We start from the raw sequence: 11,708 nt of genomic DNA, 5'->3' as shown, positions 1-11,708 counted from the left end.
CGGGCAGGCCCTTGCGGCCGGCCGTCCGCGCGTCGATCGGTCGACGCCCCCCGCGCATCAGTAGGCCCCCCGCCCCTGCAGCACCGCGCGCAGCGTCTTCCAGAGAATCACCGCGTCCAGGGCGAGCGACCAGTCCTCCACGTACCGCAGGTCCAGCCGGACCGCCTCCTCCCACGGCAGGTCGCTGCGTCCGCTGATCTGCCACAGGCCCGTGAGCCCGGGCTTGACGAGCAGCCGCCGCCGGATGTCCGGGCCGTACGCGGCGGACTCCTCCGGTAGCGGAGGCCGCGGACCGACCAGCGACATCGAGCCGGTGACCACGTTGAGCAGCTGCGGGAGCTCGTCGATCGAGTACCGGCGCAGCACTCCTCCCACCCGGGTCACCCGCGGGTCCCGGCGGAGCTTGAACAGCAGGCCGGCGCCCTCGTTGCGGTCGGCCAGTGCGGCCCGTGCCCGGTCGGCCCCGGCGACCATGGTGCGGAACTTGACCAGGGTGAACTCCCGGCCGTCCTTGCCCACCCTGTGCTGTCGATAGAAGGCCCCGCCCGGACTGTCCACCAGCACGAGCAGCCCGACGAGCAGCATCAGCGGTGCGAACAGGATCAGCAGGACCGCGGCACCCAGTCGGTCGACGACCTCCTTGACCGCCCGGTGACCCCCGGTGAAGGCCGGCATGCTGACCCGCAGCATCGGGATCCCGAGCACCGCATCGACGTGCAGCCGCGGGCCGGCCACCTCCATCAGCACGGGGGCCACGACCATCTCGGCGTCGCCGCCTTCGAGGTTCCAGGCCAGCCGCTGCAGCCGGTCCGGTGACCAGTGCGGGTCCGGCGTGACCGCGACGACCCGGTAGCCGTCGCGGCGGACGTGATTGGCGACCTCCGTCAGCCGGCCGACGACCGGCACTTCGTCCAGCCGGTCACGGTTGGGCCCGAGACCGTGCGACGTGCACACCGCCTCCACCCGCCAGCCGAGGTGCGGGAACTTGCGGGTCCGGGCGATCAGGTCGCGCACGGTGGCCGGGCTCCCGGCAGCGAGCACCGGGCGCAGGCACCGTCCTTCTTTCCGCTGTTTGTGCAGCCACAGGCGCAGCAGATACCGCTCGGTCATGGTGGTGAGCGTGATCGCCGGGATCGCGACGAACACCCAGAGCTTGATGTTGTGCGAGGTGAGGGCGATCCCGCCGAGCGCCAGGACGACGGCGGCCGTGAACAATGAGCGTCCGAGCCGGCGGAATTCCTCGGCGCCCTGGCCGAGCACGGCCGGAGCCCACGACCGGGTCACCGCAAGCGATCCCATCACCAGCAGCTCGGTGCAGAAGGCGAGAATTCCCCATTTCTCGTGCCAGTTGGCCGCGTGCCGGACCCCGAAGAATCGGCCTATCGCCGCCACCACGAAGGCGGTGGCCGCGGTATCGCTGATGATCACAGCACGGCGGTACTGCTGCTCCCAGTCGATCGCGGGCCGGCTGATTCTCCCGTTCAGCCGACGCCCCCGCGCCGGTAGAAACGGGCCGACTAATTCTCCTTCCCCCTGCTCCACGGCCCCCTCCAGGTCGGCAGTGGGTTCGACGTGTTCGCTCCACACGGTTCCTCCCCCCGGGAGACCTGCGCCTCCCGCCCTGTTCCTCCCCTCGGGAGGCCCCGCCTCCCGTGCCGCACTGTTCCCCTCGGGGACGCCCCGCCCCCCCCGAATGGCAAACCGCCTATTGCGGTGCCAACCGCCTATTGCGGTGCCACGTGAACATCCCACCCGGGCGCCGGCGGATGTGAATATCCCGCCAGGGTCCCGAGGCGTACGGGAAACCGTCGACGGTTGCCCTCCACGCCCGAGGCCCCACTCGGGCGCCAGGAATTGATCACCTCCACGTCTTCCGCCGGGGACACGGCTGCTCGCCGTCCGCGGCGCCGGACCTGTAGATCATCATTTGCCGCTCCGCTTCCAACTGTGCGAAGTGACAGTCAATCTAGAGCATCGGGGCCGTCCGAAGGGGGCGATGTGTGAAACGCGTGCTCGATATTTGATGCTTGATCCGATGAATGGTGACAGCACGGGTTTCCTGAGACGGAAGACGTTCATTGTGACTGGTGATGCGGGAGTTCTCCGGGCTGCGGGCACCGGCAATCCCGAGGCGTCCCGCCACTGCCGGCCGGGCCGCGCTCAGGGCTCGGGCGATGCCACCTGTCCGTCGGCGCCGTGCGGTGAGGGTGCGGGCCAGGCGGCGCGGGATCCGGCAAACCCGCACCGCGGAGACCTCGGGGACGCTCTGGAGCGGCTGCGGCAGGCGACCGGGGCAGTGCCGCGCGGCGGGCCCTGGCCCGAGGTGGTCCTTGGTGTCGGACCCGAGGTGGACCGGGCGTTCCGGCCGGCGAAGGACTGGGCGGATGCGGCGTACCGGGCGGAGGGAGCCGCAAGGTCCTGGTCTCCACCGACGACGCCGTCACCCTGGACCACCGCGAGGGCCGGTTCCTCGGCCCTTCGAGGCCCGGCGGCGGAGCGTCGCCTTTCACCGCGGCGCCGGCCGAGTTGACGGAACGACTTCGGGATCAGGTGACGCCGGCTCAGGCGGAGCGGTCCGCTCCGGCCTCGTCCCGCTGTTCCTCGCGATGCTGTGGGAGGACACGGCTTCCGGGCACCCAGTGCGCGCTGCCGGTCGGGGCGTTCGTGTCGCCGTGTGCCGCGTCGATCCGGCAGGCGTGCTGCGCCGCAGTCCGGAGGACGCCCGCAGCGGGAAGGCGGCACCCGGCTCGTCGGAGTCCGTGGACGGGGCCGCCGGCGGGTCCGCCGGCGCGGTGCCCGTCACTGGGAAGCGCCTGGCGGCGAAGCGCGAGCACCTCGACCGGCTCACCAGGGCCGGGCACTACCGACGGGCCGCCGACCTCGACATCCCGCAAGGGCCTGCGCGCCGCGTCCTGAGCCCGTCCGCGCGGAGGCTTCCGTTGCGCTGCTCCCAGGTCAACGACCCGACGGCCGACCACTGGTCCGGCCGTCACGCTGTGGGTGACGGCCTGCCGGGGCGATGCTCATCCGCCGAGGCGGGCGAGGAGCAGGCGTGCCCGCCGGGTCTTGGCTTCGGCGCGGTTCTTCAGGTGCAGCGCGTGGGCGAGGCGGTGCTGCTCGGCCTCCCGCATCCGCTCGTTGATGATGGCGCGCGCGGTGTCGAGATGGTGGTTCATGACGTCGTTCCCCCTGTCGGCGGGTGACCTGCCGATGGCTTCAGCATCGACCCCAAGGCACCCTTGCGCCTATGATTCTACATCAACATTCGCGCTTCGCTCGCCAATTCATAGTCAGAGTGGGTTGTTGTCCTACTGTTTAAAGGCCTGTCGGTTGGTGAGCAATGGGTGTGCCGGGTGTGGCCGTCCGCCGTCCAGCGCCGGTCCGCCTGGTCGTCGGCACGTGATCGGACACGCCGGGAGAGCGCAGACGGGCCTCGCCCGAGGCTTCTCCGGAAAGTGGTCCGCAGCGGCGGAGAGCCGGGGCTTGCGGTGCGGGGAAGGTGAGGATCCCGACCCCCCACCGCAAGCGCCTAGAGGCTCACCGGCAGGGCGACGAGGCCGCGGACCAGCCGGGACTGCCGCCGGACGAGCCGGTCGGCAGGGGCCGCCAGCTGCAGACGGGGGAAGCGCTCCAGGAGGACGCCGAGCACGATCTCGACCTCCGCATGGGCCAGCGGTGCGCCGAGGCAGCGGTGGATCCCGTGGCCGAAGGCCAGATGGCCGGCGGCGTTCGCGCGGCCGAGGTCGAGCCGGTCGGGGTCGGGGAACCTCCCGGGGTCGCGGTTGGCCGCGCCCGGGCACACGAAGACCGGGCTGCCGGCGGGCACCGCGGTGCCGCTGAGATCCACCTCCTCGGGTGCCCACCGCCAGGTGGCGATGCTGACCGCGGAGTCGTACCGGAGCAGCTCGTCGACGGCGGTCCGGATGCGGTGCGGGTCGGTGCGCAGGCGCTCCAGCTCGGCGGGGTGCTGGAGCAGCGCCAGCACGGCGTTGCCGATCGCCGCGGTGGTGGTCTCGTGGCCGGCGACCAGCAGCAGCACGGCGAGGGAGAGCAGCTCGTCCTCGCTGAGCCGGCCGGCGTCCTCGTCGTGGACCGCGATCAGGTCGGAGAGCAGCGAGCGGTCCGGGCGCGTGCGCTTGCTGCCGATCAGCTCCGACATGTAGCCGGCCACGGCGTGGGACGCGGCGTCGATCCGCCGGTGGTCGCCGGTGGCGAACAGGTCGGTCGACCAGGAGCGGATCGAGGGGCGGTCGACCGGGGGGACTCCCAGGAGCTGGCAGATGACGGTGACCGGCAGGGGCCCGGCCAGCTCCTCGACGAGGTCGACCTCGGTGCCGGGCTCCCACGTCCCCACGAGCTGCTCGGCGAGCGAACGGATGTAGGGGCGCAGACCGTCGACCCGGGCCGGCGTGAACGCCCTGGTCACCAGCCGCCGGAGCCGGGTGTGCTCGGGCGGATCGGTGGCGAGCATGGTGCGTGCGACGGCCGGGTGCAGGGACCGGCCGCCGGACGGTCGGCCGGCGAAGTACGCGCCGGTGTCCTTCGACAGCGGGGCGGTGAATGCCTGCCGGGCCTCGTCGTAGCCGGTGACGACCGCCGCGGTGGCGGCACCGCCGTCCAAGGACACTTGCAGGACGGGGGAGGCCGCGCGCAGGGCGGCGTAGGTGGGGTAGCGGTCTGCGTAGAACGCCGGGTCGGCGAAGGGTGAGGAGGCCATGGTCGATCCCTGTGCCGTTTCAAGTGCCGTCTGCCGCTGGGCGGCCACGGCGGTGCGGACGATGTCATTGGTCGCGTACTGCTGAGGGACCGAGCGTAGCCACAGCGCGGAGACCCCCGGCGCGGGCGGACTCGCCGGTCGCCTGCGGTGCCGGGTCGTGATGGCCTTGCAGACGGCGTGCGAGCGGACCGGGAAGGTAGACCGTTCGGGTGCTTTCGATTCGGCGCACGAGTCCTGAGCACGGCTCCCGGCCCGGAACTGGTTGAGTCGCCGACATGACCAAGAGTGATGTCGGGGACCTGTTCGGTAACCGTTTCCTGACCGTGCCCGCTCCCTCGGAGACCTTTCCCGAGGAGGGCATGACCGCGACGGACGCTATGCGGCTGGTGGATGAGGACCTCGTCATGGAGGGCGACCCGCAGCGCAACCTCGCCACGTTCGTCACCACGTGGATGGAGCCGGAGGCGCAGCGGATCATCGCCGAGAACCTCCACCGGAACTTCATCGATCATGCGGAGTACCCCATCTCCGCCGAGATCGAGCAGCGCTGCGTGCGGATGCTCGCCGACCTCTTCAACGCGCCGGGCAGGACCACCGGGTGCCGGACCCAGGGCTCGTCCGAGGCGATCATGCTCGGCGCGCTGTCGCTGAAGTGGAAGTGGCGGGAGCGTCGTAAGGCGGCCAACCTGTCGGCCGACCGGCCCAACCTGGTCTTCGGCGGTGACGTTCATGTCGTGTGGGAGAAGTTCTGCCGCTACTTCGACGTCGAGCCGCGGATCGTGCCGCTCGCCGAGGGCAAGTACACGATCGGCCCGGAGGACGTGGAGCCCCACCTCGACGAGAACACGATCGGCGTCGTCGCCGTCGTCGGCACCACGTTCACCGGCCACAAGGACGACGTCGTCGGGATCGACAAGCTCCTGCGGGAGATCCGCAAGAAGCGGGACCTCGACATCCCGATCCACGTGGACGGCGCCAGCGGCGGCTTCGTGTGGCCCTTCCTCTACCCGGACTCGAAATGGGACTTCCGGCTAGAGCAGGTCCGATCGATCAACGTCTCGGGACACAAGTACGGCCTGGTCTACCCCGGCATCGGCTGGCTGGTCTTCCGCGAGGAGTCGGATCTGGCCAAGGACCTCGTGTTCTACGAGAACTACCTGGGCAAGACCGATGCGACGTTCACGCTGAACTTCTCGACCGGCGCGTCGATGGTGCTCGCGCAGTACTACAACTTCGTGCGGCTGGGCCGTCAGGGCTACACCTACGTCATGGAGACGATGCAGACGAACGCCCACGCGTTGGCGGAGAACCTGCGTGACAGCGGCCGCTTCGAAGTGATCGGCAGCGATCTCGAACAGCTGCCGCTGGTCGCTTTCCGCCTCGCCGGCAAGCACTCCTACGACGAGTCCGACATCGCCTGGCAACTCTCGGCCGAGCGCGGCTGGATGGTGCCGGCGTACACGCTCCCGCCCAAAGCGGAGCGGGTGAAGATCCTCAGGGCGCTGGTCAAGGAGACCCTGAGCCGCGGCCAGATCGACCGCCTGACCCAGGACATCGCCGATGCGTGTGCCACCTTGGACCACAAGGGGGCGACCACCGAGGTCGAGCGGGCCCAGGTCAAGCGCGGCAGCGGCTACTGACGGTCGCAGCCGGCGCCCTTCGGGGCCGGGCGACAGCGCGGGTGCCGACGGGCCGCCGGACGGCCGCCGTGCGCGTCGGTCCCGGCCGGGCTGCCGATCAAGGACAGGCAGCCCGGCTTCCTGGCTGCGGTCAGAACTCGCGGTCGTACGCCACGGTCACCGGAGCGTCGACGGACGGCATCGAACTGCAGGACCGCGCGTTCGTCGCCGCCATCCGCGAGGGCCGGGAGCCGGACTCCTCCATCGCCCGGGTGATGTCCTGCTACCGGACGCCGGCGGGCCTGGAGACGTAGCCCGCGCCGCCCCGGGGCGAGTGAGCGCGGCGCCGTAGGCGAGGCCTGGCGCCGCACCGCCCGGGCCGCGGCACCGACGACCTCGATGCCGCGCCCCCGCCGGCGCCGACTGCCGGATCCGCCTCACTCCGTCCGCTCGGCGAGCCGCGGCACCGAGGTCGTACCCGCCGGGACGGCGCCGATGATCACCCGTGGTCCCACTGTTCGTCCCCCACGGACGAGCGACCGGATCACGCACGTGCCGATCCCACGGCCAGACACTGGTAGTGGCTTCCGAAGTGCACCAGGGGGTCGGCGGCACCGTTCTGGTCGCACCACATGGGCTGCCCCAGCACGAGCAGGTGGTCGGCGGTGGCGACGGTGCGCTCGACCCGGCACACCAGGGCCGCCATCGCCTCGTCGATCACCGGGACGTCCCGGACCAGCCGGTGGCCGACGCCGGTGAACCGCTGTTCGGCCGGTGCGGTGGCGAACCGGTCGGCCAGGTCCTGGTGATGGCGGCCGAGCAGGTTGATGCCGAAGGCACCCTGGCTGGTGATCGCGGCCAGGGTGCGGCTGCTCCGGTACAGCGACACCAGCACGAGCGGCGGGCTGAGCGAGACCGAGGTGAAGGAGCTGGCCGTGCAACCGGTCGGCCGGCCCTGGGCCGTGGCGGTGACCAGGGCGACCCCCGTGGCCCAGCGGCGCATGACGCTCCGCAGGGCCGGTCCGCTGACGGCCGGGGGCTGCGGCCGGGGCGTCACCGGACCGGTCACGGTGCCAGGATCCGGTCCGGCCGTCACGACACCCTCACCGGATCCGCGACCGCGTTCGGCGAGCTCGCAGCCGACTCGGCCGCCGCCAGGTCGGCCTGATGGGCCGTCGGATCCCCCAGCGCGAGGTGGCATTCGGCGCGCTGTCGCAGCAGGTCGGCCCGGTCGGCACCGGGCAGCAGCAGTGCGGCGGTGTAGTCGCGGCGGGCCGACTCCCAGTCACCGGCGCTCTGGTGGACGTAACCACGGTTGTAGAGCAGGTCCGGATCGTCGGCCTCGATCGCCAGCGCCCGGGTGAGATCCGCGACTGCGGTGCGGTGGTCGCCCGTCTCCAGTACCAGGGCCGCGCGGTTGGCCAGCGCGCTCACCAGGTCCGGCTCGGCGGTCAGCGCCAGGTCGAAGTCGCGCAGCGCCTCCTGGTCGGCGCCCGCGTCCAGCGCCAGCAGCCCCCGGGCGCACAGCAGGCGGGCGTCGCCCGGATGGTGGCGCAGCCCCTCCTCGACCTGGGTCAGCGAGCCCGCCGCATCGCCCTGCTCCCGCAGCAGGCTGGCGAGGTTGATCCGGGCGTCCAGCTCGTCGGGTTCCAGTTCGAGTACGTACCCCAGGTCCGCGATCGCGCCCGCCAGGTCACCCAGTTCCAGGCGCAGGTCGGCCCGGTTGTAGTGCATCTCCCAGAACGGCGCGGCGAAGGTGATCGACTCGCTGTAGTCGGCCAACGCGCCGGGCAGGTCGCCCATCCGGCGCCGCACGTCGGCCCGGTCGAAGTAGTAGTCCGGGTAGTTGGGATCCAGCTCGATGACGGTGTCGATGTCGGCCAGCGCCTCCTCCAGCCGGCCGAGCGCGGTGTACACCCGGCCCCGGTTGTGGACCAGCACGGAGCGGTGCAAGCGGTGCTTCTCGGCGGGGAGTTCGCGGTCGATGTCGGCCAGACCGGTGCTGACCAGGCGCAGCGCCTCGGTCGGGTTGCCCAGCTGGAGCTCCACCAGGGCCAGGCCGTTGCGGTTGAAGACCGACTGGAAGACACGCTGGTCGTGGTCCGGCAGCAGGGAGGCCATCGCGAGCACGTTGTGCAGGTGGGCCTTGGCCAGCTGGTGGTCCTTGTGCTCGGCCGGGTAGTAGCGCGTGTAGAGCATGGCCAGGGCGTAGCCGGAGAAGATGTGCAGCATCGGCTGGTCGAACATGGCGCGCAGCTCGATGTAGCGCCGTTCGGCCTCCTCCGGCCGGCCGAGGATCGCCAGTGCGGTGGTGACCTTGGTGCCCAGCATCCAGTACTTCCGGGGCTCCTCGGCCGGGTCCATCAGGGCCGTGCCACGTCCGGCCACGTCGAGCAGCGAGTGGTAGAAGCCCATCGAGACCAGGTACTCGGCGGCTTCGAGGAACGCGTCGGCGGCCGCCTCCCGGTCGCTGCCGTGCTCCAGGTGATAGGGGATCGCCCCGAGACACAGGCTCCAGTCTCCGCTGCGGCGCAGCTCGGCCGCCCGCTGGTCGTGCAGTCGGGCCCGCTCGGCGGCGTCGACGCGGCGGTAGGCGGCTTGTTCAGCGGGGTCGTGGGAGGTGCCGTCGGACTCGACGTAGGCCAGGGCCAGCTTCTGATGATCCGTCAGGTTTTCGTGCTCGTCGGGATGTTGGGCGATGGTGTGGGTGGCATGGGCGGCGAGAGCCGTGGTGAGTTCGGGGATCAGGTCGGCGCCGCCGGTGTGCACGGTGACCATCACCAGGTCCGGCAGGGCCCGGCGCAGCAGGATGGCGAGGAACTCCTGGTCGGTGTGATCGGCCTCGTCGACCCGGTCGAAGCGCAGGGCCAGCGCGTGGCCGCGCTCGCGGGCGTGGCCGTGCAGGAACTCGATGATGCCGTGGGCGAGACGGCGGGTGCGCTTCGCCGGGTAGAGGCGGGTGCGCTCGTTGGGCACGGCCAGCGAGGTGAGGGTCTGCGGTCCGGCGCCGATCAGGTCCTTGAGTTCCGGAGCAGCGGACAGGATTTCGACGGCGTGGTGCGCCACGAGCTCCGGGCGGGCCCGGTGCGCATCCGGCACCAGTGAGCGCAGCAGGGTGCCCAGACCGGTGTACGGTCCGCGCAGCCGCCGGTGGCAGTCGGCTCGGGCGTCGTACCGGTCGTCGTGCGCGGTGCCTTCGGGCTGGAGGCGCCAGGTGTGGGAGGTCACGGGTTTTCCTTTCGTGAGTGCGCGGGCCGGTCACGCGGCGGCGCGGCGTTGCCTGCGGCCGACCAGCAGGGGCAGCACGACGACCTGGACGACGATGACGAGCAGGGCGACGGCGGCATCCCAGAGCCGGCTGTCGCTCAGCGAGCTTTGCGCGATGCCGTCGGCGAGTCGCCGGGCGAACGTCACGGCCGGCAGGACGACGGTGAACACGGCGGCGACCAGCAGGAAGGCGGTGCCGATCGCGGTCAGCAGGGCGTACCAAGGGGCCAGCGCCCGCTCCCGCGCCGTCCAGCGGTCCTCCGCCCAGCCGCCCCGGCCCAGACGGTGGCGCAGATAGGCCGAACCCACCTCGTGCAGGTCGGCGCAGCCCAGGGCCGTGGCGAGGACGTAGTAGAGGTCGGTGCGCAGGAAGATCAGGAACTGCCAGGCCAGCCGGGGCAGGATCAGGTACGCCACGGCGAGGGCGAACCGCCCGGCCCAGGACGGTCCGGTCGCGAGGTCGACCGCCGCCGCGAGGGTGAGCGCGCCGAAGAGCACGACCTCGCCGAGCATCCCGGCCAGGAAGGGCAGGTAGCGCTGCGCGGGCCGCACACCGAACAGCGCATCGAGCCGGGTCTCGAAGACCACGAAGTAGAGCCGTCGTCCGATGCCCAGGCCGGTGGGCAGGCCGAGCCTGCGGCCGGCCAGGACGTGCCAGCCCTCGTGCCAGAGCATGAGTGGCATCTGCAGCGCGGCGAGGGTCACCTCCACCGCGACCAGGGACGGGACGAAGAACAGGTTCCGGGTGTGCGGCTGCAGTCGGGGCTCGTAGATCATCGCCGCGATCGCCAGTGCGGTGATCAGCGCGTAGCAGCTCCAGCCGAGCGGCGAGAACATGGCACGTCCCCAGGCCTGGAGGCGTACGGGCACGGGCTCGGCGGCGGCGCCGGGCTCGTGGACGAAGCCGAGATCGCGCATGGTCTCGATGAAGTCGGCCAGGTCGACCGGCTCTCCGTAGGCCGCGTCGTACCAGGCGGCGGCCTCGGCGAGCGGCATGCCGTCGGCCAGGCGTCGCAGCAGCGCCGCGCCGTCCTCCGGGAGCAGTGCGAAGGACCCGGTGTCGGGCCGGCCCACCAGCGTGCCGTCGCGTTCGGTGACGAAGGTGAGCGGATGGAACGCGAGGTCGGTGGTCGCCATGATCTCTCCCTCGGAGGGGTGCGGGCCTCCCGGACGGGTGCGGCCCGCTCGGGCGGGTGCGGCGGGACGAACCCGGGCCTGCGTGCTGGCTGCACGCAGGCCCGGGGGTGTCACCGGGTCAGCAGACCACCAGGACGTAGGACGCCGGCGAGGTGAGCTTGATGGAACCGGTCTTGCGCACAGCGATCTTCTTCATGGTTCGACTCCCTTGATGGAGAGGTGGGTTGGCACCGCCCGCCCTGGTGGCGGATCGGCGACTCCGACGATGGCACGGCGCCCGGTGGGCGGACATGGGTAGTCGCTCCCCGTCTTCCTGCCGGGAGCCGGGACGGAAAACGGGGGCTCGATCCCCATACCGGGGTCGGCCCGGGTTCGGACACCATCCGAGCCATGCGAAATGACGCCCTCTCCGTGATCGCCTGTGGCTCGATCGCGGCCAAGGACCTGCCGAACTACCTCGTCTTCCTCCGCCAGGAGATCGACCTGCCGTTACGGGTCCTGCTGACCGCGAGCGCCGCGCGCTTCGTCCACCCCCAGGTACTGGCCTGGCACGCGGACGAGGTGTACGTCGCCGACGACCCGACCCTCAACCCCACCGAGTTCGCGCACCGCTCGCTCGGCCTGGTGGTGCTGCCCGCCACCGCCAACACCCTGGCTGCGGCGGCACTCGGGCTGGCCGCCACGCCGGCCCAGACGGTACTGCTGGCCCACGAGCGGCCCGCACTGTTCTTCCCGAACATGAACGGCTCGATGTGGCGCAAGCCCGCGACCCGACGTCACGTCAGTACGCTGCGCGCCGACGGCCACACCGTGGTCGAGCCGACCGAGCGCGAGATGTTCCTGCTGTGGCAGAAGGAGAACGGCGTCGGGCCTGCCATGCCGGGGCCCGACGAGGCCGCCGAGACGGTCGTGAAGTGGCTGGAGGACGCCCTCAACGGCGACGACGAGTCGGCATAGGGTGCGCCTTG

The 11,708-nt window shown here is 71.4% G+C and carries 9 protein-coding genes; 3 read left to right on the top strand and 6 right to left on the bottom strand.

The window, feature by feature from the left end; all coding sequences use genetic code 11:
- Window positions 1–57 precede the first annotated feature (57 nt).
- From C2142_RS30775 to C2142_RS30765, 3 genes are all read right to left on the bottom strand, one after another.
- Complete coding sequence (locus C2142_RS30775) at window positions 58–1,542, bottom strand: sugar transferase (protein ID WP_148646650.1); 1,485 nt, start codon at window positions 1,540–1,542, stop codon at window positions 58–60.
- A 1,481-nt stretch (window positions 1,543–3,023) separates the two neighbouring features.
- Window positions 3,024–3,176 (bottom strand): hypothetical protein, encoded by a 153-nt coding sequence (locus C2142_RS30770; protein ID WP_153882834.1) that lies wholly within the window; start codon window positions 3,174–3,176, stop codon window positions 3,024–3,026.
- Between the two features lie 353 nt (window positions 3,177–3,529).
- Complete coding sequence (locus C2142_RS30765; protein ID WP_148646101.1) at window positions 3,530–4,717, bottom strand: cytochrome P450; 1,188 nt, start codon at window positions 4,715–4,717, stop codon at window positions 3,530–3,532.
- 275 nt (window positions 4,718–4,992) lie between these two features.
- Here C2142_RS30765 and C2142_RS30760 point away from each other — a divergent pair, with 275 nt between their 5' ends.
- Window positions 4,993–6,357 carry a glutamate decarboxylase gene (locus C2142_RS30760; RefSeq protein WP_148646100.1) on the top strand — a complete coding sequence of 455 codons (1,365 nt, stop codon included), beginning with the start codon at window positions 4,993–4,995 and terminating at the stop codon, window positions 6,355–6,357.
- 68 nt (window positions 6,358–6,425) lie between these two features.
- On the top strand, window positions 6,426–6,650 hold the full coding sequence (locus C2142_RS40575) for a hypothetical protein (protein WP_241002879.1): 225 nt from the start codon (window positions 6,426–6,428) through the stop codon (window positions 6,648–6,650).
- Window positions 6,651–6,880: 230 nt separating this feature from the next.
- Here C2142_RS40575 and C2142_RS30750 read toward each other — a convergent pair whose 3' ends face one another.
- From C2142_RS30750 to C2142_RS30740, 3 genes are read right to left on the bottom strand one after another with little or no spacing between them, the layout of a single operon-like run.
- Entirely contained in the window at window positions 6,881–7,405 is a 525-nt protein-coding gene (locus C2142_RS30750; protein WP_206671056.1) for a flavin reductase family protein, read from the bottom strand.
- Between the two features lie 23 nt (window positions 7,406–7,428).
- Window positions 7,429–9,564, bottom strand: coding sequence for a tetratricopeptide repeat protein (locus C2142_RS30745; RefSeq protein WP_148646099.1), 2,136 nt, complete (start codon window positions 9,562–9,564; stop codon window positions 7,429–7,431).
- A gap of 30 nt (window positions 9,565–9,594) precedes the next feature.
- Window positions 9,595–10,740, bottom strand: coding sequence for a hypothetical protein (locus C2142_RS30740; RefSeq protein ID WP_148646098.1), 1,146 nt, complete (start codon window positions 10,738–10,740; stop codon window positions 9,595–9,597).
- Between the two features lie 390 nt (window positions 10,741–11,130).
- On the opposite strand from C2142_RS30740, the gene C2142_RS30735 reads away from it, so the two are divergent.
- Entirely contained in the window at window positions 11,131–11,697 is a 567-nt protein-coding gene (locus tag C2142_RS30735) for a flavoprotein (RefSeq protein ID WP_206671055.1), read from the top strand.
- Window positions 11,698–11,708: the final 11 nt, after the last annotated feature.

This window comes from Streptomyces sp. CB01881 (assembly GCF_002953255.1).
Taxonomy (GTDB): Bacteria; Actinomycetota; Actinomycetes; order Streptomycetales; family Streptomycetaceae; genus Kitasatospora.
This window is presented reverse-complemented; position numbering and strand designations above follow the sequence as displayed.